20 protein-coding genes are annotated in these 23,505 nt (G+C 71.3%); 12 read left to right on the top strand and 8 right to left on the bottom strand.

Translation table 11 applies throughout. The features are described 5' to 3' along the window. Window positions 1-4 precede the first annotated feature (4 nt). Complete coding sequence (locus tag OIE12_RS10015) at window positions 5-319, top strand: DMT family transporter (protein WP_030382907.1); 315 nt, start codon at window positions 5-7, stop codon at window positions 317-319. Between the two features lie 23 nt (window positions 320-342). On the opposite strand, the gene OIE12_RS10010 is transcribed toward OIE12_RS10015, so the two are convergent. Then, window positions 343-1,188, bottom strand: a complete 846-nt coding sequence (locus tag OIE12_RS10010; protein ID WP_329133886.1) for a serine hydrolase domain-containing protein — start codon at window positions 1,186-1,188, stop codon at window positions 343-345. Between the two features lie 72 nt (window positions 1,189-1,260). Then, a complete protein-coding gene (locus OIE12_RS10005; RefSeq protein ID WP_329133884.1) occupies window positions 1,261-1,746 on the bottom strand; it encodes a GNAT family N-acetyltransferase in 486 nt (161 codons plus the stop codon). Between the two features lie 133 nt (window positions 1,747-1,879). On the opposite strand from OIE12_RS10005, the gene OIE12_RS10000 reads away from it, so the two are divergent. Next, the gene (locus OIE12_RS10000) at window positions 1,880-2,341 is read left to right on the top strand and encodes a MerR family transcriptional regulator (RefSeq protein ID WP_329133882.1); all 462 of its coding nucleotides are present in this window, start codon (window positions 1,880-1,882) and stop codon (window positions 2,339-2,341) included. A 12-nt stretch (window positions 2,342-2,353) separates the two neighbouring features. On the opposite strand, the gene OIE12_RS09995 is transcribed toward OIE12_RS10000, so the two are convergent. The 3 genes from OIE12_RS09995 to OIE12_RS09985 all read right to left on the bottom strand — a co-directional run bounded on the left by OIE12_RS09995 (window position 2,354) and on the right by OIE12_RS09985 (window position 5,288). Then, window positions 2,354-3,223 carry a DUF4429 domain-containing protein gene (locus OIE12_RS09995; protein WP_329133880.1) on the bottom strand — a complete coding sequence of 290 codons (870 nt, stop codon included), beginning with the start codon at window positions 3,221-3,223 and terminating at the stop codon, window positions 2,354-2,356. Window positions 3,224-3,289: 66 nt separating this feature from the next. Then, window positions 3,290-4,507 (bottom strand): alpha/beta hydrolase, encoded by a 1,218-nt coding sequence (locus OIE12_RS09990; protein ID WP_329133878.1) that lies wholly within the window; start codon window positions 4,505-4,507, stop codon window positions 3,290-3,292. A gap of 148 nt (window positions 4,508-4,655) precedes the next feature. Continuing rightward, entirely contained in the window at window positions 4,656-5,288 is a 633-nt protein-coding gene (locus OIE12_RS09985; protein WP_329133876.1) for a TetR family transcriptional regulator, read from the bottom strand. Window positions 5,289-5,424: 136 nt separating this feature from the next. Here OIE12_RS09985 and OIE12_RS09980 point away from each other — a divergent pair, with 136 nt between their 5' ends. Both OIE12_RS09980 and OIE12_RS09975 read left to right on the top strand, forming a co-directional pair. Then, on the top strand, window positions 5,425-7,047 hold the full coding sequence (locus tag OIE12_RS09980) for an MFS transporter (RefSeq protein WP_329133874.1): 1,623 nt from the start codon (window positions 5,425-5,427) through the stop codon (window positions 7,045-7,047). Window positions 7,048-7,368: 321 nt separating this feature from the next. Continuing rightward, window positions 7,369-7,674: a small hydrophobic protein gene (locus OIE12_RS09975; RefSeq protein ID WP_329133873.1), complete on the top strand. Its 306-nt coding sequence runs from the start codon at window positions 7,369-7,371 to the stop codon at window positions 7,672-7,674. A 154-nt stretch (window positions 7,675-7,828) separates the two neighbouring features. On the opposite strand, the gene OIE12_RS09970 is transcribed toward OIE12_RS09975, so the two are convergent. Both OIE12_RS09970 and aceE read right to left on the bottom strand, forming a co-directional pair. Then, window positions 7,829-10,207 carry an Orn/Lys/Arg decarboxylase N-terminal domain-containing protein gene (locus OIE12_RS09970; RefSeq protein WP_329133871.1) on the bottom strand — a complete coding sequence of 793 codons (2,379 nt, stop codon included), beginning with the start codon at window positions 10,205-10,207 and terminating at the stop codon, window positions 7,829-7,831. 176 nt (window positions 10,208-10,383) lie between these two features. After that, the gene (aceE, locus tag OIE12_RS09965; protein ID WP_329133869.1) at window positions 10,384-13,131 is read right to left on the bottom strand and encodes a pyruvate dehydrogenase (acetyl-transferring), homodimeric type; all 2,748 of its coding nucleotides are present in this window, start codon (window positions 13,129-13,131) and stop codon (window positions 10,384-10,386) included. A 445-nt stretch (window positions 13,132-13,576) separates the two neighbouring features. Between aceE and OIE12_RS09960 the strand changes: the two genes are divergently transcribed. The 6 genes from OIE12_RS09960 to OIE12_RS09935 all read left to right on the top strand — a co-directional run bounded on the left by OIE12_RS09960 (window position 13,577) and on the right by OIE12_RS09935 (window position 18,424). Further along, on the top strand, window positions 13,577-14,011 hold the full coding sequence (locus OIE12_RS09960; RefSeq protein WP_329133867.1) for a DUF3052 domain-containing protein: 435 nt from the start codon (window positions 13,577-13,579) through the stop codon (window positions 14,009-14,011). A gap of 250 nt (window positions 14,012-14,261) precedes the next feature. Then, on the top strand, window positions 14,262-14,720 hold the full coding sequence (locus OIE12_RS09955; protein ID WP_329141824.1) for a peroxiredoxin: 459 nt from the start codon (window positions 14,262-14,264) through the stop codon (window positions 14,718-14,720). A 124-nt stretch (window positions 14,721-14,844) separates the two neighbouring features. Continuing rightward, window positions 14,845-15,420, top strand: a complete 576-nt coding sequence (locus tag OIE12_RS09950; RefSeq protein ID WP_329133865.1) for a calcium homeostasis/redox stress adaptation protein — start codon at window positions 14,845-14,847, stop codon at window positions 15,418-15,420. A gap of 206 nt (window positions 15,421-15,626) precedes the next feature. Next, window positions 15,627-16,205, top strand: a complete 579-nt coding sequence (locus OIE12_RS09945; RefSeq protein WP_329133863.1) for a TerD family protein — start codon at window positions 15,627-15,629, stop codon at window positions 16,203-16,205. A 173-nt stretch (window positions 16,206-16,378) separates the two neighbouring features. Continuing rightward, entirely contained in the window at window positions 16,379-17,518 is a 1,140-nt protein-coding gene (locus OIE12_RS09940; protein WP_329133861.1) for a DUF475 domain-containing protein, read from the top strand. A gap of 159 nt (window positions 17,519-17,677) precedes the next feature. Continuing rightward, window positions 17,678-18,424 carry a TerD family protein gene (locus OIE12_RS09935; protein ID WP_329133859.1) on the top strand — a complete coding sequence of 249 codons (747 nt, stop codon included), beginning with the start codon at window positions 17,678-17,680 and terminating at the stop codon, window positions 18,422-18,424. Between the two features lie 174 nt (window positions 18,425-18,598). On the opposite strand, the gene OIE12_RS09930 is transcribed toward OIE12_RS09935, so the two are convergent. Beyond that, window positions 18,599-19,429, bottom strand: coding sequence for a TerD family protein (locus tag OIE12_RS09930; RefSeq protein WP_329133857.1), 831 nt, complete (start codon window positions 19,427-19,429; stop codon window positions 18,599-18,601). Between the two features lie 256 nt (window positions 19,430-19,685). Between OIE12_RS09930 and OIE12_RS09925 the strand changes: the two genes are divergently transcribed. Both OIE12_RS09925 and OIE12_RS09920 read left to right on the top strand, forming a co-directional pair. Further along, window positions 19,686-20,852, top strand: a complete 1,167-nt coding sequence (locus OIE12_RS09925; protein ID WP_329133855.1) for an HpcH/HpaI aldolase/citrate lyase family protein — start codon at window positions 19,686-19,688, stop codon at window positions 20,850-20,852. 74 nt (window positions 20,853-20,926) lie between these two features. Then, window positions 20,927-23,479, top strand: a complete 2,553-nt coding sequence (locus OIE12_RS09920; RefSeq protein ID WP_329133853.1) for a phosphoribosyltransferase — start codon at window positions 20,927-20,929, stop codon at window positions 23,477-23,479. The last annotated feature ends 26 nt before the right edge of the window (window positions 23,480-23,505 follow it).

Genomic DNA, 23,505 nt, shown 5'->3' with positions numbered 1-23,505 from the left:
CGTCGTGGCGTGGGTCGTGCTCGTGGTGTCCGGGGTGCTGGAGGCCGTGTGGGCCACCGCACTGGACAAGTCCGACGGGCTGAGCCGGCTGGTGCCGAGCGTCTTCTTCTTCGCGGGGCTCGGGCTGAGCATGACCGGGCTCGCGTACGCGCTGCGGACCGTGCCCGTGGGGACCGGGTACGCGGTCTGGGTCGGGATCGGGGCGGTGCTCACCGCGACGTACGCCATGGTCTTCGGCGGTGAGTCCGCCACCCCGCTCAAGCTGCTGCTCCTCGCCGGCATCGTGGGCTGCGTGGCCGGGTTGAAGATCGTGCACTGACCGGCCGACGGCGGGCCGGGGCGTCAGCCCCGCAGTTCCTCCAGCACCGCCTCCGTGAACGGCGGCCACGCCTCGCTCGCCCACGGGCCGAACGCGCGGTCCGTCAGGGCCACGCACGCCGCGCCCGCCACCGGGTCGATCCACAGGAACGTTCCCGACTGGCCGAAGTGGCCGAACGTACGGGGCGAGGAGGACGCCCCCGTCCAGTGCGGGGACTTGCCGTCGCGGATCTCGAAGCCCAGGCCCCAGTCGTTGGGGTTCTGATGGCCGTACCCCGGCAGCACCCCCTTCGTGCCGGGGTACTGCACCGTCATCGCCTCCGCCACCGTGCGCGGGTCCAGGAGCCGGGGCGATTGCACCTCCGCCACGAAGCGGACCAGGTCGGCGACAGTCGAGACGCCGTCCTTCGCGGGGGAGCCGGCCAGCGTCGTCGACGTCATGCCCAGCGGTTCAAGGACCGCCTGGCGCGCGTACTCCGCGAACGGCATGTCCGCCGCCTTCGCCACGTGGTCGCCCAGCGCCTCGAAGCCCGCGTTGGAGTACAGCCGGCGCTCCCCGGGGGCCGACGTGACGCGCGACTCGTCGAAGGCCAGACCCGAGGTGTGGGCGAGGAGGTGGCGGACGGTCGCGCCGGGCGGGCCCGCCGGTTCGTCCAGCTCGACCGCGCCCTCCTCGTACGCGACGAGCACCGCGTACGCCGCGAGCGGCTTGGTCACCGAAGCCAGCGGGAAGCGATGGCCGGCCGGGCCGTGCGTACCGAGCACGGTGCCGTCCGCGCGGACGACGGCCGCCGCCGCGGTCGGCACCGGCCAGTTGTCGATCAGCGTCAGGCTGCGCAGAGAGCTGTGCGGGGAGCTGTGCGAAGACATGCCTACGAGACTATGCGGGACGTCTCCGCGCGCGTACCGAGGGGCCGACCGCCGTCTCGAGAAGCCGAGTGCTCACAGCTGCAGGCGCATGCTCGGGTCCGGCTTGCGGACGAAACCGAGGGAGGCGTACAGCGGCTCGGCCGCCGCCGACGCGTTCAGGTCCACCTGCACGGCGCCCCGCTCCCGGAACCAGTCGAGGAGCGCCTCCATGCACGCCCGCGCGTATCCGCGCCGGCGCGCGCCGGGGTCGGTGGCCACGCTGAAGACGTGCCCGACCCGGCCGTGCGGATTGCCCGCCCGGCCTATCCGGTACTCCAGCGTTCCGACGACGAGGGCGGCCAGCATTCCCGGCCGCCGCGGATCCGGGTGGTCGACGACGAACGCGGCGAGGCCGCCGTCGGGGTCGGCCAGACGGGCGCGCAGGGTCGGCAGGGACTCGGTGTGCCAGTCCGTGGCGGGCTGCTCACCACCGGCGGGGAACACGGAGTCGAGCATGACCTGGCGCAGACGCAGCACTTCCTCCGCGTCCTCGGGTGCGGCACGGCGTACGAGGCTCATGCGGCGCACGGTAGCCGGGCGGGCGGGGGCGCGTCTCCGGGTTTTCGGGCGCCGTGCCGGCCGTCGCACCCGTCGTCCGTCTCGTCCGCGGCGACTTGCCTGGAGTGCACTCCAACGTTCTAGCGTGGAGGTCATGACGGTGATGGAGACCACCCCTGCCACCAGCCCCGAGGCCGACGGCTGCGCCGCGCCGCCGCGCTCGCACCGGCGGCCCGACGGGCAGGACCAGTACACGATCAGCGAGGTCGTCGCCGTCACGGGGCTGTCGGCGCACACCCTGCGCTGGTACGAGCGGATCGGGCTGATGCCGCACGTGGACCGGTCGCACACCGGGCAGCGCCGGTACAGCAACCGTGACCTGGACTGGCTCGCCTTCGTCGGCAAGCTCCGGCTCACGGGGATGCCGGTGGCCGACATGGTGCGGTACGCCGAGCTCGTGCGCGAGGGCGACCACACGTTCGGGGAGCGGCACGGGTTGCTGGAGTCGACGCGGAGGGATGTGCTGAGGCGGATCGAGGAACTCCGGGACACGTTGGCTGTCCTGGACCACAAGCTGGCGTTCTACGCCGAGCGAGCCGGTGACGGGGGCGCATGAGAGCGCGCCCCCCTACAGCTCCGCCAGCAACTCCGTCTTCTTCGCCGTGAATTCCTCGTCCGTCACGAGGCCCGCCTCGTGGAGTTCGCCGAGGTGGCGGATGCGGTCGGCGATGTCGGCCGGGTCGCGGCGGGGAGCGGTGGTGAGGGCCGGCGCCGGGCCGGTGGCGCGGACCGCGGCCAGGACCGCCGCCGCGAACGGCAGCGACTCGTGCACCGGGCCGTACCCCAGGCCGAAGACGACGGCCGCCGGGTCCTGGTCCGGCTGGGCCGCGGCCGCCGCCTGCCCGGCCTCCCCGCGCGGCAGCAGCCGCAGATGCCCCTCCAGCACCTCCGGCGAGCGCCACTCCACCCCGCTCAGCGAGCCCACCGGGTAACGCTGGTCGCCCGCCTTCCACTTCGCGGAGGACGCGCCCGTCCAGGACCAGCGGAACGACACCGTCGTCCCGTCGAACGACGCCTTCCCGTCGTACGCCTTGAACTGCCGGGGCCCCTCCGGCGGCGCCACGAGGTACGCCTCGGCGGGTGCCGCGCGCTGCTCGGGGTCGTCCGGGAGCAGGGCCCGTATCTCGTCCGCGTAGTACTCGGCGAGCGTCTCGCGGTCGGCGGGGAGCACCAGGCGGTAGGGGTCGCACCCCTCCTTGAGCTGGCCCGCGGCCGCGTCCATCAGTGGATCGGCCCCGGGCCTGGGCACCACGCGCAGCACCACCGTGCCGCGCCGGCCCGGTGCCAGCGTCACCCCCGCGATCGCTTCCAGGGGAACCTCGCGCGCGCCGAGCGCCTGGAACAGCTTCGGCGTACGGATCCCCCGTTCGAAGCGGATGCGCACGGAGTCGGACTCGAATTCCCACGTGGCGTGAGCTCCGGCCAGTACGTCACCCATGCGGCTCATCGTATGCGGCATGTGTCCCTCCGTCGCCACCCCGGGCGGACCGCAATTCCTGCGTCTCTACGCGCGTCCGGCCGTCGTCGTGCCGGACAGACCCGCCCGGCACCCGTCGTTGTCCTGGGCGCACGCCACCGTGTCGTACGCCCCCACGCCGATGCCGGCGAAGTTCCGCAGGCTGTCGGTGCCCGGGACGAAGTACCCGGTGTGTCCCTTGGCGTCCCGTGCCGAGAGCACCCGGGCGCCGAAGCCCCGGGAGACCGGGTCGGCGCCGTGGCCGAGGCCGCCGACCTCCAGGTACGGCACGTCCTGGATCCAGTCGTCGGCGTCCCGCATCGCCCAGACGCGGGCCGAGGTGCCGAGCCCGGCGGCGGTCCCGGTGCGCATGCCGGGGCTGCCGGCCACCGCGATGTCCGAGACCCGCGCGGGCAGCCGGTGGGCGGCGACCCCGCACACCACCGAGCCGTAGCTGTGGCAGTACAGGGCGACGGGGGCGCGGCCGGGCAGCGCGCGCAGCAGGGCGTTGAGCCGGACCGCGCCGTCCGCGGCGCGCATCGCGGTGGCCGCCTCGACGCCGAGTCCGGCGGGCGCGGTGTAGTCGGCCCAGGCGATCACCGCCGTGCGCGTCCCGCTGTCCGCCGCGCGCTCCGCCCGGTACAGCGACTTCGCCATGCCGACGGGGGCGGTGTATCTACGGTCGCTGCGCTGGAAGGTGAGCAGATCCGTGTCGACGCCGGGGACGACGAGGGAGATCCGGTCGGCGCGGTCGAGGTCGCCGAAGACCTCCGCGATCCGGCCCGAGCCCGCGGGGTCGAACGCGAGGATCTGCCGGCCGGGCCGCAGCAGCGACTCGAACCGGTGCATGAGGCGGCGCGCCTCCTGGTGGCCGACGGCCGACAGCCGGACGTCGTGCGTCCGTCTCCGTTCGAGGTCACGCTGACGGGCGAGCGCGATCCGGTTGGCCTCGTACCGCAGCCCGGCCGGCGCCCCGTTCATGTTGCCCACCGCGAGCGGATAGCGGTGGACGAGCCGGGAGCGCTGGAGGGTGTCGAGGGAGGCGAAGAACCGGGCGAGCCGCGCGGGCGCCGCGTCGGGGTCCGGCAGCCGGTGCCCGGCCAGGCGGCCGTGCTCCCAGGCGGAGCGCGAGGACTGCAGTGCCGTGGTGCCGCGGTGGCCGCGGACCGCGGTCCAGCCGGTGGTCGCCAGCATCACGAACACCACGGCCAGCGCGAGGCTCGCGCGCCAGACGTTGAGTTGGGGGGAGGTGTCGAAGGAAGTCACTGGGAGGACACACTAGGAGAACGGGACGGTCTCACGTCGGCCTAGTGACGCGTCTCACGTTTCCTGTGCGAAAACTGTGGCATACACGCGTTCGGTGACCGGCCGTCAGTCCCCGTGGCAGGGCCGGAGGCGGATGCCTTCGCCCCCGTCACCAACTGCGGGCGAGCGCCGGACCGATCGCGTCGAGGTGGCGCACGGTCAGCTCCCGCATCGCCGCCACGCTGATGTCTCCGCCGCTGGACCACATCCGTTCGGTGACCCTCATCACACCGCCGAAGAGCGCGACCGCGACCCGGGGACGGGGGTCGGTGTCCGGATCGATGTCCTCGCGGGCGGCGATGATCCGCGCGATCTGCTCCTCCCACTCCGCCGACCGCCGCAGATGGATCGCGAGCAGCGCCGGTGTCTCCCCGATCAGCTGGTACGTGCGCAGATGCAGTCCGACGGGGACGAGCTCCTCGATCGCCTCCCCGATGCGGTCCCAGCCGGTCAGCACCGCCTGCCGCAGCGCCTCCAGCGGCGGCTCCCCGGCCGGGCGCCGGCGGATCTCCGCGACGAAGTGCGACTCGACGACGTCCTGCACGAAGAAGACGACGTCCTCCTTGCCCGCGAAATAGCGGAAGAAGGTGCGCTGGGAGACGTCGACGGCCTCGGCGATCTCGTCGACGGTCGTGTGCTCGTAGCCCTGGGTGGTGAACAGTTCCAGTCCCCGGCGCAGCAGCGTGTCGCGGGTGCGCTGCTTCTTCCGTTCGCGCAGCCCGGGCCGGGATGCCGTGTCCATGGCGGTCGTGGTTCCTTTCTTCGTCCCAGGTCAGGGTAGTCGCGCCCGGGCCGACACCTTTCGGCCACCGGATTGTCAGTTACCGGCATCTGAATCGGTTTGTCGTTTGTCAGTGGCTGTCATTAGCCTCGACGGCATGACTAGTCAGTCCACCGTCGACGCGAAGGGGCCCGGCGACAACGGCCCGGACTCGCCGTCCGACTCCGCTCCCGCCACCACCGGCCTGCGCGGCCGCCCGTGGCTCACCCTGATATCCGTCGCGATCGGCGTGATGATGGTCGCCCTCGACGGCACCATCGTGGCCATCGCCAACCCCGCGATCGCCAAGGACCTCGACGCCAGCCTGGCCGACGTCCAGTGGATCACCAACGCCTACTTCCTCGCCCTCGCGGTCTCGCTGATCACCGCGGGCAAGCTCGGCGACCGGTTCGGACACCGGCAGACGTTCCTGATCGGCGTGGTCGGCTTCGCCGCCGCCTCCGGCGCGATCGGACTGTCCAGCAGCATCGCCTTCGTCATCGTCTTCCGGGTCTTCCAGGGCCTGTTCGGCGCGCTGCTGATGCCGGCCGCGCTCGGTCTGCTGCGCGCCACCTTCCCGGCCGAGAAGCTGAACATGGCCATCGGCATCTGGGGCATGGTCATCGGCGCCTCCACCGCGGGCGGCCCGATCCTCGGCGGTGTGCTGGTCGAGCACGTCAGCTGGCAGTCGGTCTTCTTCATCAACGTGCCGGTCGGCGCCGTCGCGCTCGTCCTCGGCCTGCTGATCCTCGTCGACCACCGCGCGAAGAACGCCCCGCGCTCCTTCGACGTCCTCGGCATCGTCCTGCTGTCCGCCGCGATGTTCTGCCTGGTCTGGGCGCTCATCAAGGCCCCCACCTGGGGCTGGGGCGACGGCCTGACGTGGACGTTCATCGCCGCCTCGCTGCTCGGCTTCGCCCTGTTCGCCTTCTGGGAGACCAAGGTCCAGGAGCCGCTGATCCCGCTGGCGATGTTCCGCTCGGTGCCGCTGTCGGCGGGCGTGGTGCTGATGGTGCTCATGGCCATCGCGTTCCTCGGCGGCCTGTTCTTCGTCACCTTCTATCTGCAGAACGTGCACGGCATGAGCCCGGTCGACGCCGGTACGCATCTGCTGCCGCTCACCGGAATGATGATCGTCGGCTCGCCGCTGGCCGGCGCGATGATCACCAAGGTCGGTCCGCGCATCCCGCTGGCCGGCGGCATGGCGTGCACCGCGATCGCGATGTTCGGCATGTCGCGGCTCGACGCGAACAGCGGCAGCGCCGTCATGTCGCTGTGGTTCGCCCTGCTCGGCCTGGGGCTCGCGCCGGTCATGGTCGGCGCCACCGAGGTCATCGTGGGCAACGCCCCGCTGGAGCTGTCCGGGGTGGCCGGCGGGCTCCAGCAGGCCGCGATGCAGATCGGCGGCAGCCTCGGCACCGCCGTGCTGGGCGCCGTGATGGCCTCCAAGGTCGACAACACGTTCGCGGACAACTGGGCCGACGCGAAGCTGCCGCCGCTCACGCCCGAGCAGCTCGACCAGGCGTCGGGAGCCGTGCAGCAGGGCATCGCGCCCGTGCAGCCGGGCACCCCGGCGGGGATCGCCGCGAAGATCACCGACGTCGCGCACGACACGTTCATCTCCGGGATGAGCCTGGCCTGCCTGGTCGCCGCAGGGGTCGCGGCGGTGGCGGTGCTGGTGGCGTTCCTCACGAAGCGGGGGGACAACGCGGAGGCGGGGGCGGGGGGCGCGCACATCTGACGGTGGGGTGGTGGTGCGGTGCGGTGGGCGGCCGTGGGGGTACGGCCGGGCGCCGCGCCGCGCCGCCGCGGTTCGCCTATCCGGGTGAGGGAGGTGTCGTTCCCTGGCCGGTGGGGCGGGACGCGCGTCACAGTGGGTCAAGTCCTCCGTACGGCCTATGCGTGGCCGGTGGATCGGGGGGCGCTGCGGTCCGCGGCCGCGCTGTCGGAGGGGGACGGCGCGGCCGGGGCCGGAAACCCGTGGCGTGGCGGAGGATTGTCCACCGAATCGGGGGTACCCGCATGTCAGGCCCGAACTGACGGACTAGTTCTGGGAGTTGATATGGCGGGCTTCGGACACAGTTCGCGTACGCACCCTCGCTCACGGGGCCGGATGGGGTCCCGGAGCGGGCCGGATCGCGCGACGCTCGGCATCGTCGGACTGATCTGTGCGATCGCCGGATTCTTCGTGCTGGGGATCGTCCTCGGCCCGGTGGCCATGATCTGCGGCTGGCTCGCCATGGGGCGCAGCTGGGCGGGGTCCCGGCCGGTGCCGGCACTTGTCGCCCTCGTGCTGGGCGCGATTGACACGCTGCTCGCGATCATCTGGATCGCGGGAGCGGCGGGGCCGGGGGGCGGGCTGTTCTGACCCCCGGGCGAGAGAAAAGAGGGCCCCTGGCGACGGCGCGCCGGGGGCCCTGCCCGTGCCTCTGCGCTCTTCGGGCGGGGCCTTTCCGGGCGGTGGCCGGGCCCGTGCCTCCGAACGGGGCGCCCGGGGCCGGGCCCGCCCGCGCCTTTGCGGCTCACCCCACCGGCCTGGCGCCCTCACCGCCGCGTCGCTGCGCCGGCGTCACGGCGTCGGCGAGCCTCTCGTGTGCGTCCGGACGCAGGCACTCGATCAGGTAGTCACCGGTGTCGGGAGCGCGGGTCACCCCGTGCGTCTCGCTGCCGAAACCGGGGAAACGGCGGTCGAAGGCCTCCAGGGCGCCGAGGTACCGCAGGAGGGGGCCGTCCTCCTCCCCGACGCTCTCGCCCGGCATGAGGACCGGGATGCCGGGCGGCGTGACCGTGACCATCGCCGCGGCGACCCGCCCCGCCGCGTCCGCCAGACGGATGCGTTCCGTGCCGCCGCGGATCAGGTGCTGGTAGCACGACTGGGGCGGGGCGACCGGCTCCGGAAGGCGCTGGAAGGCCGTGTCGAGCAGGTCGACCAGCCGGGCCTCGCGCAGGTGTTCGTGCATGTCCTGGCACAGGTCGCGCAGGCTGCGCCCGGAGTAGCGCCGCGGGTGCTCCGCGACCAGCGCGGGCAGTACCCGGTCCAACGGGGCGTCGCCGTCGTAGAGTTCCTTGAAGTCCATCAGGGCGTCCAGCAGCGTGCCCCACTTGCCCTTGGTGATGCCCATGGAGAACAGCACCAGCGTGGTGTAGGTGTCGGTCTTCTCCACGACGATGCCGCGCGTGGTCAGGTAGGCGGTGAGCACCCGGGCCGGGATGCCCCGGTCGGACATCGCACCCGTCGCGTCGAGCCCCGGGCAGGTCAGGGTGACTTTGATCGGGTCGAGCATGCAGTAGCCGTCGGTCAGGCCGGGGAAGCCGTGCCAGTCCGCGTCGGGCGCGAGGTGCCAGCAGGAGGGTTCACCGCACAGCAGGTCCGCCGGAGCCTCGTCGAACGGCAGCCGCGCCCCGCTCCCGGGATCGGTCACCTCGGCCGGCTGCCACACCCCGAAGAACCAGGGCGGCCGGTCCCCGGCGGCCTCGATCCGCCGCCCGATGCGCACCATCTCCTGACGGAACCGGACCGCCTCCGACACCGCCTCGTCGACCAGCCACCGCCCCTGCGGACCGTCCATCATCGCCGTGGCCACGTCCAGTGAGGCGATCATCGGATACAGCGGCGACGTCGTGCCGTGCATCATCAGCGCCTCGTTGAACCGTTCGTGCTCCACCGGCGCCCGGGGCGCGGGCCGGACGTGCACCATGGCGCCCTGCGACAGCGCCGCCAGCAGTTTGTGGGTGGACTGGGTCGCGAAGACCGTCGGCCGGTCGGGGCCGGGGAACACCTCCTCGTCCACCGACATGCCGTAGCGCCCGGCGTAGAGCGGGTGGAAGCGGGCGTAGGCGAACCACGCCTCGTCGAAGTGCAGTCGGGGCGTGCTGGCCGCGAAGGCCCGGGCCGCGGTCGCCGCGTCGTAACACAGCCCGTCGTACGTCGAGTTGGTGAACACCGCGTACTGGGCGCGCGAGGACACCGCGTCCTCGGTGAGGGGGTTGTCCGCGATCCGCGTCGCCACCGAGTCCGCCGCGATCTCGGCCGGCGGCAGCGGACCGGCCAGGCCGTAGCCGTTGCGGGTGGGGACCAGGTACACCGGCCGGGCGCCGGAGACGACCAGGCCGTGCAGGACGGACTTGTGGCAGTTGCGGTCCACCAGGGCGATCTCGTCGCGGGTGACGCTGAAGTGGCCGACCAGACGGTTGCAGGTGGAGTCGCCGTGCAGGACGAAATAGCTGTGCTCGGAGCCGAAGACCCGGGCGGCGTTGCGCTCCGCCTCGCCGATCGGCCCGGTGTGCTCGAACAGCGAGCCGAGTTCCTCCACCGAGATCGACAGGTCGCTGCGCAGCAGCCGTTCCCCGAAGTAGTCGTGGAACGCCCTGCCCACGGGCGACTTGAGGAAGGCGACACCGCCGGAGTGCGCCGGGGTGTGCCACGAGTACTCGTGCGCGTCGTCGAAGCGCCGCAGCGCCTTGAAGAACGGCGGCAGCAAGGCGTCCTGGTAGGCGCGCGCGGCGGTGGTGACGCGTCCCGCGATGAAGGCCGGCGTGTCCTCCAGCGGCCACACGTAGCCCACCACCGACTGCGACACCCACAGCGGCAGCTCGCGCAGTCCCTCGTCCGCCATGACCAGGAACACCGGCAGGTCCCGGAAACGGCGCCCGATCCCGCGCAGCACGGATGCGCCGCCCGGGCCGTCCTCGGCTGCGGGCGGGAGGTCCCAGGCGACCATCGCGGCGGCCACGCCGGCCTCCGTCCTCAGTACCGCCTCGGCGTCGGAGACGCTCATCACCCAGCGGACCCCCAGGCCGCGGGCCCGGATGTCCTCGGCGATGCGCGTCAGCTGCCCGGCGGCGGCGCCCCCGTCGTCCGGATGCTCCGCCACCGCCACCAGAACCGTGCCGTCCGCCATGCCGTCCCCCTCTTCACCGGTGGCCCGCGCCGTCCCCACCAGTGTTCGCGGACGCCGCCCGGCGATGCGGCCCGCAGCCGACGAAACCACCCCTTCGGGGCGCGGTGCGGGCCGGCGTTGACACCGCCGCGGGCGAAGGGCGTTCGGCGGGAACCCCCTTCGCCCGCGGCGGCGGCCTACGCGTCGCCCCCCGCGACGCCGGGGTCGGCGGCGGAGGCATCGAGGAGCTGGTAGCGGTCGATCGCCTGCTTCAGCGCCGAGCGGTCCACGCGCCCCTGCTTCGACAGTTCCGTCAGGACCGCGAGGACGACGGACTGCGCGTCGATGTGGAAGAAGCGGCGCGCCGCCCCCCGCGTGTCCGCGAAGCCGAACCCGTCCGCGCCCAGGGACGCGTACGCCCCCGGCACCCAGCGCGCGATCTGGTCCGGCACCGACCGCATCCAGTCGGAGACGGCCACGAACGGGCCCTGAGCCCCGCTCAGCTTCCGCGTCACCCACGGCACCCGCTGCTCCTCCTCCGGATGCAGCAGGTTGTGCTCCTCGGCCGCCACCGCCTCGCGCCGCAGCTCGTTCCAGGACGTCGCCGACCACACGTCGGCCCGTACGTTCCACTCCTCGGCCAGGATCCGCTGGGCCTCCAGTGCCCACGGCACCGCGACACCCGACGCCATGATCTGCGCCGGGATCTCGCCCGCCGAGCCCGCCGCGATCCGGTGCACGCCCTTGAGGATGCCCTCGACGTCGACGTCCGCCGGCTCGGCCGGGTGCTGGATCGGCTCGTTGTAGACGGTGAGGTAGTAGAAGACGTCCTCGCCGTGCGGGTGCTCCTCGCTCGCCCCGTACATCCGGCGCAGCCCGTCCTGCACGATGTGCGCGATCTCGTACCCGTACGCCGGGTCGTAGGCGACGCACCCCGGGTTGGTCGAGGCGAGCAGCTGCGAGTGGCCGTCCGCGTGCTGGAGCCCCTCGCCGGTCAGGGTCGTACGGCCGGCGGTCGCGCCCAGGACGAAACCGCGCGCGAGCTGGTCGGCCATCTGCCAGAACTGGTCACCGGTGCGCTGGAAACCGAACATCGAGTAGAAGACGTAGACCGGGATCAGCGGCTCGCCGTGCGTGGCGTAGGCCGAGCCCGCCGCGATCGCCGACGCCGTGCAGCCGGCCTCCGAGATGCCGTCGTGCAGCATCTGCCCGGTGGGCGACTCCTTGTACGCGAGGAGCAGCTCACGGTCGACCGACTCGTACTGCTGGCCGAGCGGGTTGTAGATCTTCGCGCTCGGGAAGAACGAGTCCATGCCGAACGTGCGGTACTCGTCCGGCGCGATCAGCACGAACCGCCTGCCGAGCTCCTTGTCCCGCATGAGGTCCTTCAGGAGCCGCACAAAGGCCATGGTCGTCGCGATGGACTGCTGGCCCGAGCCCTTCTTCACGGTCGCGTACGTCTTGTCGTCGGGCAGCGGCAGCGGCTTGGCGCGGACGACCCGGGTCGGCACGTACCCGCCGCACTGCTTGCGGCGGTCGTGCATGTACTGGATCTCCTCCGTGTCCCGGCCCGGGTGGTAGTACGGCGGCGGGCCGGACTCCAGCTCCTTGTCGGAGATCGGCAGATGCAGCCGGTCGCGGAAGCGCTTGAGGTCGTCGACCGTCAGCTTCTTCATCTGGTGCGTGGCGTTGCGACCCTCGAAGTTCGGACCCAGCGTCCAGCCCTTGATCGTCTTGGCCAGGATCACCGTCGGCTGGCCCTTGTGCTCCTTGGCCGCCTTGAACGCCGCGTAGATCTTGCGGTGGTCGTGACCGCCGCGCCCCAGGTGCAGGATCTGGTCGTCGGTCATGTTCTCGACCATCGCCCGCAGCCGGTGGTCGTCGCCGAAGAAGTGCTCGCGGATGTACGCGCCGGACTCCGTGGCGTACGTCTGGAACTGGCCGTCCGGTGTCGTGTTCATCCGGTTGACCAGCACGCCGTCGCGGTCCTGGGCGAGCAGCGGGTCCCAGGTGCGGTCCCAGACCAGCTTGATGACGTTCCAGCCGGCGCCCCGGAAGACCGACTCCAGCTCCTGGATGATCTTTCCGTTGCCGCGCACCGGACCGTCGAGCCGCTGGAGGTTGCAGTTGACGACGAAGGTCAGGTTGTCCAGGTTCTCCCGGGCGGCGATGGAGAGCTGGCCGAGCGACTCCGGCTCGTCCATCTCGCCGTCCCCGAGGAAGGCCCACACGTGCGAGTCGGAGGTGTCCGCGATGCCGCGCGCCTCCATGTAGCGGTTCATCCGCGCCTGGAAGATCGCGCCGAGCGGTCCGAGGCCCATGGAGACGGTCGGGAACTCCCAGAAGTCCGGCATGGAACGCGGGTGCGGGTACGAGGAGAGACCGTTGGGGTACTTCGACTTCTCCTGCCGGAACCCGTCGAGCTGCGCCTCGCTGAGCCGGTCGAGAAGGTAGGCGCGGGCGTAGATGCCGGGGGAGGCGTGCCCCTGGAAGAAGACCTGGTCGCCGCCGCGCCCGTCGTCCTTGCCCCGGAAGAAGTGGTTGAAGCCCACGTCGTAGAGCGACGCGGAGGAGGCGAAGGTGGCGATGTGGCCGCCGACCCCGATGCCGGGGCGCTGCGCCCGGGAGACCATGACCGCCGCGTTCCACCGGGTGGCGTTGAGGATCTTGCGCTCGATCTCCTCGTTGCCGGGGAAGAACGGCTCGCTCTTGGTGGGGATCGTGTTGACGTAGTCCGTACTGCGCATCTCGGGCACGGCCACGCGCTTCTCGCGGGCGCGCTCGATCAGCCGGAGCATCAGATAGCGCGCGCGCTCACGGCCGCGCTCGTCGACCGCGGCGTCCAGCGAGTCGAGCCACTCCTGGGTCTCTTCGGGGTCGAAGTCGGGAACCTGACTGGGAAGGCCGCCAATGATGATCGGATTGCGATCGGATGCGGAAGCCACGCTGTTCCTTCGCTCTCTGGGGGCTGTTGGGGCTGCACAACTGCGCCTTTGGCACCGTTCCCCATCGTGTACCTCGGATACGGAAACTTCATCTTTACCGATCGGTAACCGGGATGCGGGGACAGCCCTGTTGGGGCCGGTCCGGGGCGAGCCCACCCCAATCGCAACGATACGCCCGGGGGGTGACGCCTTACGCAAAACCGTTCGAGTCCCGTAGGCTCGAAGGAATCCGAAACGGGTGAACGGGGCATAACGGTGTGGCGTGCGTCACCCGGGGTCGCGATTCCTTGGCCGGAGTCGCGGCGGCACCGCCAGGATCGTCACCGTTTCGGCGGTCCGGACGGCCGGGTACTTGCGCGATCCGTCCCGCCCGTGTGGACTACCGCCAATGCTTCGCGCACGCGCGAGGCCCAAGGACATTCGCAACATGATCAGGAGGCAACCCGTGAGCGCGACCGCGGACCACGCGGAGGAGCGGACGAACCCTGCCGCAAGGCTGGGGTTCCAGCCCGAGCAGGTGGTCCAGGAACTGGGCTTCGACGACGACGTCGACCAGGAGCTCCGCGAGGCCATCGAGGAAGCCATCGGCAGTGACCTCGTCGACGAGGACTACGACGACGTCGCCGATGCCGTGGTGCTGTGGTTCCGAGACGACGACGGCGACCTGACGGATGCGCTGGTGGATGCCACCACGTACATCGAAGAGGGCGGCTCGATCCTCCTGCTGACGCCGAAGACGGGGCGCGACGGGTACGTCGAGCCCAGCGACATCTCCGAGGCGGCGACGACGGCGGGGCTGTCGGCGTCCAAGAGCGTGAGCGTGGGCAAGGACTGGAGCGGCAGCCGGCTCGTCACGCCGAAGGCGGCGAAGAGGAAGTAAACGGCACTTACCCAACCCCCGGATGCGATGGCTTCCCGGGGGTTGGGCGCGTTCCGGGCAGGGGTGCGGGGGTACGTCGGCGGCGGGCCCGCGGCCGACAAAGCATCCCAGGGGGTCCGGGGCGGAGCCCCGGGACGGGACGGGTAAGGGCGGCGGGGACGAGGAAACCCACCCCCCGGCCCCGCCGGAAGATCGCTGCGTAGGGTGGGGAGTGCCCCACATGGTCCTACGGAGGGACGCAGCGAACATCATGGTCATCCAGGTCGGCGACAAGGCCCCCGACTTCGCGCTCAAGGACAATCACGGCAGCCCCGTCCGCCTCTCCGACTTCCGCGGGGAGAAGAACGTCGTGCTGCTCTTCTTCCCCTTCGCCTTCACCGGCGTCTGCACCGGCGAACTCTGCGCCCTGCGCGACAACCTCCCGAAGTTCGTGAACGACGACACCCAGCTGCTCGCCGTCTCCAACGACTCCATGCACACCCTGCGCGTCTTCGCGGAGCAGGAGGGCCTCGAGTACCCCCTGCTCTCCGACTTCTGGCCGCACGGCGAGACCTCGCGCGCGTACGGCGTCTTCGCGGAGGACAAGGGCTGCGCCGTCCGGGGGACCTTCATCATCGACAAGGAGGGCGTCGTGCGCTGGAGCGTCGTCAACGCCCTGCCCGACGCCCGCGACCTCGACGAGTACGTGAAGGCGCTCGACACCCTGTGACCGATCGGGTGCAGCCGCTGCGGGCGGCGGGAACCCGTCACTAGGATCGAAGCGTTGATCCGGTACATCCGACACATCCGATGCACGACGGGGCTCCCCGCCCCTGAAGACAATGGGAGGACCCGTGGGAGTCAGCCTCAGCAAGGGCGGCAACGTTTCGCTGACCAAGGAGGCCCCCGGCCTGACCGCGGTCATCGTCGGCCTGGGGTGGGACGTGCGTACCACCACCGGCACCGACTTCGACCTCGACGCCAGCGCCCTGCTGCTGAACACGGAGGGCAAGGTCGCCAGCGACCAGCACTTCATCTTCTTCAACAACCTCAAGAGCCCGGACGGCTCGGTCGAGCACACGGGTGACAACATCACCGGTGAGGGCGAGGGCGACGACGAGCAGATCAAGATCAACCTCGCCGGGGTCCCGGCCGACGTGGACAAGATCGTCTTCCCGGTCTCCATCTACGACGCCGAGAACCGCCAGCAGTCCTTCGGCCAGGTCCGCAACGCGTTCATCCGCGTCGTGAACCAGGCCGGCGAGCAGGAGATCGCCCGCTACGACCTGAGCGAGGACGCCTCCACGGAGACCGCGATGGTCTTCGGCGAGCTGTACCGCAACGGCGCCGAGTGGAAGTTCCGCGCCATCGGCCAGGGCTACGCCTCGGGCCTGCGCGGCATCGCCCAGGACTTCGGCGTCAACGTCTGATCCGTGCGCCCGGCGTCAACGCCAGGGGCACGAAGGTACAACCGTCCGGCGTCGCACCGTTTGCGTGCGGCGCCGGACGCGCAGTACATCCAGGAAGCAGCAGTAGACAAGCAGCAGCAGAGCAGCAGCAGAGCAGCAGCAGAGCAGCAGCAGAGAAACAGCAGAGAAACAGCGATACGGCAAGAAAAATCGGGGAGGACAGCATCATGGGCGTCACACTCGCCAAGGGAGGCAATGTCTCCCTCTCCAAGGCCGCACCGAACCTCACCCAGGTGATGATCGGACTCGGCTGGGACGCGCGCTCCACCACCGGGGCCCCCTTCGACCTGGACGCCAGCGCGCTGCTGTGCGGTACCGACGGCCGGGTCCTGGGCGACGAGTGGTTCGTGTTCTACAACCAGCTCAAGAGCCCGGACGGCTCGGTCGAGCACACCGGCGACAACCTCACCGGTGAGGGCGAGGGCGACGACGAGTCGCTGCTGATCGATCTGTCCAAGGTGCCGGGGCACTGCGACAAGATCGTCTTCCCGGTCTCGATCCACATGGCCGACGAGCGCGGCCAGACGTTCGGCCAGGTCAGCAATGCGTTCATCCGCGTCGTCAACCAGGCGGACGGCCAGGAGCTGGCCCGCTACGACCTGAGCGAGGACGCCTCCACGGAGACGGCCATGATCTTCGGCGAGGTCTACCGCTACGGCGGCGAGTGGAAGTTCCGCGCCGTCGGCCAGGGCTACGCCTCGGGCCTGCGCGGCATCGCCCTGGACTTCGGCGTCAACGTTTCCTAGGACGGCGGTCCTTTTCCCGGGGGCCGCCGTCCTTCACCGGGCCCCTGGTCGCGCGCGGAGCCCGCACGGCCGGCTGGAGGATGAGCACTCTAGACTTCGTGGTCAACGTTCAGTAAAGCCGAGTACGGCGCGGGGGAAACCCGTACACATCACGAGTCACGATTGGGTAGCCAGTGCTTCTGAAAACCTTCGGCTGGTCGTTTGCGATCACCGCACTCGGCCTGGTGGCGGCCGTGTTCTACGACGGATGGACCGGGTTCGGGATCGTCGCCATCCTGGCGATCCTGGAGATCTCGCTCTCCTTCGACAACGCGGTCGTCAACGCCGGCGTACTGAAGAAGATGAACGCCTTCTGGCAGAAGATCTTCCTCACCGTCGGCGTGCTGATCGCCGTCTTCGGCATGCGGCTGATCTTCCCCGTCGTGATCGTCGCCATCACCGCGAAACTGAATCCGTGGGACGCGGTCGATCTCGCGTTCTCCGACAAGGACCGTTATCAGCAGCTGGTCACCGACGCGCACCCGGCGATCGCCGCGTTCGGTGGCATGTTCCTGTTGATGATCTTCCTCGACTTCATCTTCGAGGACCGGGACATCAAGTGGCTCGCCTGGCTGGAGCGGCCGCTGGCCAAGCTCGGCAAGGTCGACATGCTCTCGGTCTGCATCTCGCTGATCTGCCTGCTCATCGCCTCCATGACGGTCGCCGCCCACGCCCACCAGCACGGCGGCATCCACGTCGACAAGGGGCAGACGGTCCTCCTCTCCGGCATCGCGGGCCTGATCACGTACATGATCGTCGGCGGCCTCTCGGGATACTTCGAGGACCGCCTGGAGGAGGAAGAGGAACGCGAACAGGAGGCGGAGGAAGAGGCCGAGCGCAGCGGCAAGAAGAAATCGGCCGTACTGCTGGCCGGCCAGGCCGCGTTCTTCATGTTCCTCTACCTGGAAGTCCTGGACGCCTCCTTCTCCTTCGACGGCGTGATCGGCGCCTTCGCCATCACCAACGACATCGTGATGATGGCGCTGGGCCTCGGCATCGGCGCGATGTACGTCCGGTCGCTCACCGTCTACCTGGTCCGCCAGGGCACGCTGGACGACTACGTCTACCTGGAGCACGGCGCCCACTACGCGATCGGCGCCCTGGCCGTCATCCTCATCGTCACCATCCAGTACGAGATCAACGAGGTCATCACCGGCCTCGTCGGCGTCGTGCTGATCGCCTGGTCCTTCTGGTCCTCCGTCCGCCGCAACCGGGCGCTCGCCGCGGAGGGCGGCGGGAGCGAGGCGAAGGACGAGGTCTCGTCCGGCGTCTGACCGGCACGATCCCTCTCGGGCGGGCCCGGCGCACGACCGGGCCCGCCCGAGTGCTTCCGCCGCCGTCGCGGCGGGGGTGTGACGTGGCGCCCCCTGAGGAACGCTTCGTCTGTATGGCCGGTGCATCTCCGGCGAACGTGTCACGCGTGGGGGCGGATTATGGGGTTCTTCGACGGTCTGCTGGGCGCGCGGGCGGCCCAGTTCGACTCCGGCAGCGCGGCCAGCAACTCCATAGAGCTGACCAAGCGGCGTCACACGGTCTCGCTGACCAAGCAGGGTGCGGCCGGCGGGCATCTGCGGGTCAATCTGTCCTGGCGGATGCGCACGTCCGACATCGGTGCGCCGCAGCGGGGCAGTCTGCTGCGGCATCCGTTGCGGATGTTCACCCCCGAGGTGGTGCAGGCGCACACCATGAGCATGGTCAACGTCGACCTCGACCTGGGGTGTCTGTACGAGCTGGCGGACGGCTCCAAGGGGGTCGTGCAGCCGCTGGGCGGCTTCTTCGGGGAGCTCAACACGCCGCCGTACGTGAAGCTGAGCGGGGACGACCGGTTCGGGTCGGGGTCCGGTGAGGACATCTACATCAACCTCGACCACCGGGACGACTTCAAGCGGCTGCTGATCTTCGTCTACATCTACGACCAGACGCCGGCGTTCGACCGGACGCATGCGGTGGTGACGCTGTATCCGAGCAACGGGCCGCGGGTGGAGATCGGGCTCGACGAGCGGCATCCGCAGGCGCGGTCGTGTGCGGTGGTGCTGATCGAGAACGTGAAGGGCGAACTGATGGTTCGCCGGGAGGTCAAGTTCGTGTACGGCTTCCAGGCGGAGCTCGACCGGTTGTTCGGGTGGGGGTTGCAGTGGGGGCGGGGGTACAAGTCGCGGGCGGATCGGGGAGCGATGTAGGGGGTGCGCCCGGGGGGTTTTCTCGCCCCCGCCGCCCCTACCCTTCCCGTCCCTTCAAGGGGCTTCGCCCCTTGGACCCCGGCACGGGGCTTCGCCCCGTTTTCGCGCAGTTCCCCGCGCCCCTGATAGGGGCGGGAAGGGGCGGCGGGGGCGAGAAGAGTCCTGCGGTGACGCCTAGCGGCCGATGAACTGGGGGCCCTGCGGGGGGAGCTGGAAGTCGGGGTCCGGTGCGGCCGGGTGGCCGTACGCCGGGGCCGGCACGCCGGCCGTCTGCGGCTGCGGGTACCCGTACGCCGGCTGCGCCACCGGCTCCGTCGGCCCCGCCGGCGGATACCCGTACGCCGCCTGCTGCGGCACCCCCGCCGACTGCTGCGCCACCACCACCGGCTGCTCCGGCGGCAACGGCACCGCCCCGCCCGCCCCCTCCACCCGAGCCCCCTGCTCGGAATCGTCCACCGAGATGCCGAAGTCGTTCGCCAGCCCCTTCAGCCCGTTCGAGTACCCCTCACCGAGCGCCCGGAACTTCCACGCATCCCCCCGCCGGTACAGCTCCCCGCAGATCAGCGCCGTCTCCTCCCCGGTCTCCGGCGTGATCTCGAAGTACGCCAACGGCTCCCCGCCGGCGGCCCCGCCGGCACCCCCGGCCCCGGCGTCGTACAGCACGATGCACAGCGACCGCACCTGCTCGAACGGCACATCGTCCGCGGACGCCACCAGCAGCACCCGCCCGACATCGCCCTCGACGCCCGCCAGATCCGTCTGGATCGAGTCGGTCATCCCCTCCGGCTCCCGCTTCTTGCCCAGCAGCCGGACCGCCCCCGAGGGGTGCCGGGGCTGGTTGTAGAAGACGAAGTCCTCGTCGGAGCGCACCCGCCCGTCGGGGCCGAGCAGCAGCGCGGACGCGTCCACCTCGGGGGCGCCCTGCCCCGGCGCCCAGCGCAGCACGGCCCGTACCGCCGTCGCCTCCAGCGGGACGTTCGACCCCTTCAGCATCGCGTGCGTCATGCGGTCATCCTGCCTTCTCGGTCCTGCTCACGACAACGCGGGGCGGGGATCGCGCGGCGGTGACCGTGCCGCGGTGCGCCGAGGTACGCGAAAGGTTCCCCGCCCGGTCCGTGGGATACCCGGAGGGACGCCGCGGACACGTCCGTCACAGCGAGGTCATCGGGACTTCACACCCTGAGGGAACTGCGGACATACGTCCGTACGTACTATTACCGGCCACCTGTTTTCCGGCCGATCGGCACCACGGGGGAGTCTTATGCGTCATTTCGGGCACATCGCCCCGGAGCAGCGCCAGCGCCTGTTCTACCGGGAGCCCACGGAATTCACCGCCGACTCCCCGGCCCGGCTGCTCTCCGCCGCCCTCGGCGCCACGCTCTACAGCCCCGCGACGCGCCCCCGCCTCGCCGAGGACGTCGTCAAGCAGGCCGCGCGCGGGGTCGTCTCCATGGTGCTGTGCCTGGAGGACTCCATCGACGACGCCGACGTCACCGACGCCGAGGCCAACCTCGTACGCCAGTTCGCCGCCCTGGACGCGCTTCCCGACCCCGATCTCCCGCTCCTCTTCATCCGGGTCCGCGCCCCCGAGCAGATCCCCGACCTGGTGCGGCGGCTCGGCCCGGCCGTGCGGCTGCTGTCCGGATTCGTACTGCCCAAGTTCACCGAGGAGCGCGGCATCCCCTTCCTCGAAGGTCTCTCCGCGGCCGAGGCGGCGAGCGGGCGGCGGCTGTTCGCCATGCCGGTGCTGGAATCGCCCGAGCTGCTCTACCTGGAGACCCGGGCCGCCACGCTCGACGGCATCTCCCGCACCGTCGACAAGTACCGCGACCGGGTCCTCGCGCTGCGCCTCGGCGTCACCGACTTCTGCTCCGCGTACGGGCTGCGCCGGGCGCCCGACATGACGGCGTACGACGTCCAGATCGTCGCCTCCGTCATCGCCGACGTCGTCAACGTGCTGGGCCGTTCCGACGGCACCGGGTTCACCGTGACCGGGCCGGTGTGGGAGTACTTCCGGGAGCAGGAACGCATGTTCAAGCCGCTGCTGCGGCAGAGCCCGTTCCTGGAGGGGCGGGCGGTGGAACTGCGCCAGGCGCTGCTGGAGAACCGGATGGACGGGCTGCTGCGCGAGATCTCCCTCGACCGTGCCAACGGGCTGCTCGGCAAGACGTGCATCCACCCCTCCCACGTGGCGCCCGTGCACGCGCTGTCGGTCGTCAGCCACGAGGAGTACAGCGACGCGCAGGACATCCTGCGGCCGGAGCGGGGCGGCGGGGGTGTGCTGCGGTCCGCGTACACCAACAAGATGAACGAGGTGAAGCCGCACCGGGCCTGGGCGGAGCGGACGGTGCTGCGGGCGGAGGCGTTCGGGGTGGCGGGGGAGGACGTGGGCTTCGTGGAGCTGCTGGCTGCGGGGCTGCGGGGCTGAGGCGGGGGCGTGGTGGGTGTGGCGGACGTGGCGAGTGTGGGTGTGGCGGGTGCGGCGGGTGTGCTGAGGAAGCGATGAGCGGCGACAGGGGTAGTGACGTGGTGTGGTCCGGTGCGTGGGTGGCCGAGCGGCTCGGGGTCGAGCTCGCCGGTGACGAGGGGCTGCGTGAGCTGCTCGGGCTGGCGCTGCGCCGCAACCCCAAGCGGGCGCATCTGCTGGTGTCCCACGTCCTCGGCAAGCATGTGCCGCAGCGTCCGTCGGTCGTGCACGGGCACGGGGTCGCGCTGGGGCGGCGGGTGCGGGAGCTGCTGGGGGAGCGGGCGGCGGGGGAGGCGGTCGTCCTCGGGTACGCCGAGACGGCCACCGGGCTGGGGCACTGTGTCGCGGACGGGCTCGGGGGTGTGCCGTATCTGCACTCCACGCGGCGGCCGGTCGCGGGGGTCGCGCCGGCGGGGGGCTTCGAGGAGTCGCACTCGCACGCCACGTCGCATCTGCTGCTGCCGGAGGATCCGGGGTTGCTGGGGGGCGACGGGCCGCTGGTGCTGGTGGACGACGAGTTCTCGACGGGGAACACGGTGCTGAACACCGTGCGGGTGCTGCATGAGCGGTTCCCGCGGGAGCGGTATGTGGTCGTGGCGTTGGTGGACATGCGGTCGGAGGAGGATGCGGGGCGGTTGGCGGCGTTCGCGGGGGAGATCGGGGCGCGGGTCGATCTTGTCGCGGGGGCGTCGGGGAGGGTGGTGCTGCCGGAGGGGGTGCTGGAGCGGGGGCGGGCGTTGGTGGAGCGGTTCCAGGGGGCGGGCGGGGCTCCCGCCCCCGGCCCCGAGGGGGCTCTGCCCCCTGGACCCCCGGAGGGGGATGGGGTTGCGGTCCCGGTGGCCGGCGGGGCGAGTGGTGTGGCGGGGGCGAAGGGTGGCCGTGTCGTTCGCGTGGCGCTCGGGTGGCCCTCGGGGGTGCCGGACGGGGGGCGGCATGGGTTCACCGGCGTGGACCGGGGGAGGCTCGACGCCGCGTTGCCCGGGATGGTCGCGCGGATCGCGGAGGCACTGCCCGACGCGGCCCGGCGCGTGCTCGTGCTCGGGTTCGAGGAGTTGATGTACGCACCGCTGCGGCTCGCGCTCGGGCTGGAGGGGGAACTCGGCGACGAGGTCGACGTGCGGTTCTCCACCACCACGCGGTCGCCCGTGCTCGCCGTCGACGACCCCGGGTACGCGATACGCAGCCGTCTGGTCTTTCCCGCTCACGACGGTCCCGCCGACGGGGCCGGTGAGCGGTACGCCTACAACGTGGCCGGGGCCGGGTTCGACGCCGTTGTCGTCGTCGTCGACTCCGTCGGCGACACCCCCGCGCTGCACGCGCCCGACGGGTTGCCGGCCCGGCTCGCCGAGCACATTCCGCATGTTCTGCTCGCGGTCGTTCCCTCGTACGTGCCCCCGCTGCCCGCTCCCGCCGCCGTCGAAAGGCCTTCCATGCTGTCCGAGCCGCTGCGCGGCCCCGCCTTCTCCTCGTACGCGCCCGACGAGGTCGGCTGGCTGCTCCAGGACCTCTCCGAGGTGACCCTGGAGGCGCCCACCGAGGAGCGCGAGGAGGCCATCCAGAGCGGCGGCGCCCACTACGCCGAGTCCCTGCCGGTGGAGTACCAGCCCAGCGAGGAGTACCAGGCCCTCTTCCACGCCGCGCTGGAGACCTCCGCCGCGCGGATCGCCCGCGCCGTCGGCGTCGTCACGGAGACGGTCCTCGCCGAGCGCTCCCCCCGGCCCGTCCTCGTCTCCCTCGCCCGCGCCGGGACGCCCGTCGGCATCCTGATGCGCCGGTGGGGCCAGTACCGCCACGGCCTCGACCTGCCGCACTACGCCGTGTCCATCGTCCGCGGACGCGGCATCGACGCCAACGCGCTGCGCTGGCTCGCCGCCCACCACGACCCCGCCGACGTCGTCTTCGTCGACGGCTGGACCGGCAAGGGCGCCATCACCCGCGAACTGGCCGCCGCCGTGCGCGACTTCGAGGCCGCGGGCGGGGCCGCCGGCTTCGACCCGGAGATCGCCGTACTGGCCGACCCCGGCTCGTGCGTACGCACCTACGGCACCCGGGACGACTTCCTCATCCCCTCCGCCTGCCTCAACTCCACGGTCTCCGGGCTGATCTCGCGCACGGTGCTGCGCGCCGACCTCGTCGGTCCGGACGACTTCCACGGTGCGAAGTTCTACCGCGACCTCGCCGGCGCCGACCTCTCCGTCGCCTTCCTCGACGCCGTCTCCGCCCGGTTCGCCGAGGTGGCCGACGACGCCGACGCCCGCGCCAAGGACCTCCTCGCCGCCGACCGCACGCCCACCTGGGAGGGCTGGGCGGCCGTGGAGCGCATCAGCGAGGAGTACGGCATCCACGACGTCAACCTCGTCAAGCCCGGCGTCGGCGAGACCACCCGGGTACTGCTGCGCCGGGTGCCGTGGAAGATCCTCGCGCGGGCCGGTGCCGGAGCCGACCTGGACCACGTGCGGCTGCTGGCCGCGCAGCGCGGCGTACCGGTGGAGGAGGTCGGCGAGCTGCCGTACTCCTGCGTCGGGTTGATCCACCCCCGCTACACCCGGGGCGCGACCGGCGCCGACGGCAGGGCGGTGGCGCGGTGACGACGCCGAGAACTCCCGCCGCCCCG

Origin of the sequence: Streptomyces sp. NBC_00670 (genome assembly GCF_036226765.1) — a bacterium.
Lineage (GTDB): Bacteria > Actinomycetota > Actinomycetes > Streptomycetales > Streptomycetaceae > Streptomyces.
This window is presented reverse-complemented; position numbering and strand designations above follow the sequence as displayed.

What these genes read in the sequence shown, in the direction of transcription:
- OIE12_RS09930 (WP_329133857.1), bottom strand. Translation starts at nt 19,429, where the DNA reads ATGACGCACGCGATGCTGAAGGGGTCGAACGTCCCGCTGGAGGCGACG.
- OIE12_RS09980 (WP_329133874.1), top strand. Translation starts at nt 5,425, where the DNA reads ATGACTAGTCAGTCCACCGTCGACGCGAAGGGGCCCGGCGACAACGGC.
- OIE12_RS09995 (WP_329133880.1), bottom strand. Translation starts at nt 3,223, where the DNA reads ATGGGTGACGTACTGGCCGGAGCTCACGCCACGTGGGAATTCGAGTCC.
- OIE12_RS10000 (WP_329133882.1), top strand. Translation starts at nt 1,880, where the DNA reads ATGACGGTGATGGAGACCACCCCTGCCACCAGCCCCGAGGCCGACGGC.
- OIE12_RS09935 (WP_329133859.1), top strand. Translation starts at nt 17,678, where the DNA reads ATGGGGTTCTTCGACGGTCTGCTGGGCGCGCGGGCGGCCCAGTTCGAC.
- OIE12_RS09945 (WP_329133863.1), top strand. Translation starts at nt 15,627, where the DNA reads ATGGGCGTCACACTCGCCAAGGGAGGCAATGTCTCCCTCTCCAAGGCC.
- OIE12_RS09975 (WP_329133873.1), top strand. Translation starts at nt 7,369, where the DNA reads ATGGCGGGCTTCGGACACAGTTCGCGTACGCACCCTCGCTCACGGGGC.
- OIE12_RS09920 (WP_329133853.1), top strand. Translation starts at nt 20,927, where the DNA reads ATGAGCGGCGACAGGGGTAGTGACGTGGTGTGGTCCGGTGCGTGGGTG.
- OIE12_RS09985 (WP_329133876.1), bottom strand. Translation starts at nt 5,288, where the DNA reads ATGGACACGGCATCCCGGCCCGGGCTGCGCGAACGGAAGAAGCAGCGC.
- OIE12_RS09925 (WP_329133855.1), top strand. Translation starts at nt 19,686, where the DNA reads ATGCGTCATTTCGGGCACATCGCCCCGGAGCAGCGCCAGCGCCTGTTC.
- OIE12_RS09955 (WP_329141824.1), top strand. Translation starts at nt 14,262, where the DNA reads ATGGTCATCCAGGTCGGCGACAAGGCCCCCGACTTCGCGCTCAAGGAC.
- OIE12_RS09970 (WP_329133871.1), bottom strand. Translation starts at nt 10,207, where the DNA reads ATGGCGGACGGCACGGTTCTGGTGGCGGTGGCGGAGCATCCGGACGAC.
- OIE12_RS10010 (WP_329133886.1), bottom strand. Translation starts at nt 1,188, where the DNA reads ATGTCTTCGCACAGCTCCCCGCACAGCTCTCTGCGCAGCCTGACGCTG.
- OIE12_RS10005 (WP_329133884.1), bottom strand. Translation starts at nt 1,746, where the DNA reads ATGAGCCTCGTACGCCGTGCCGCACCCGAGGACGCGGAGGAAGTGCTG.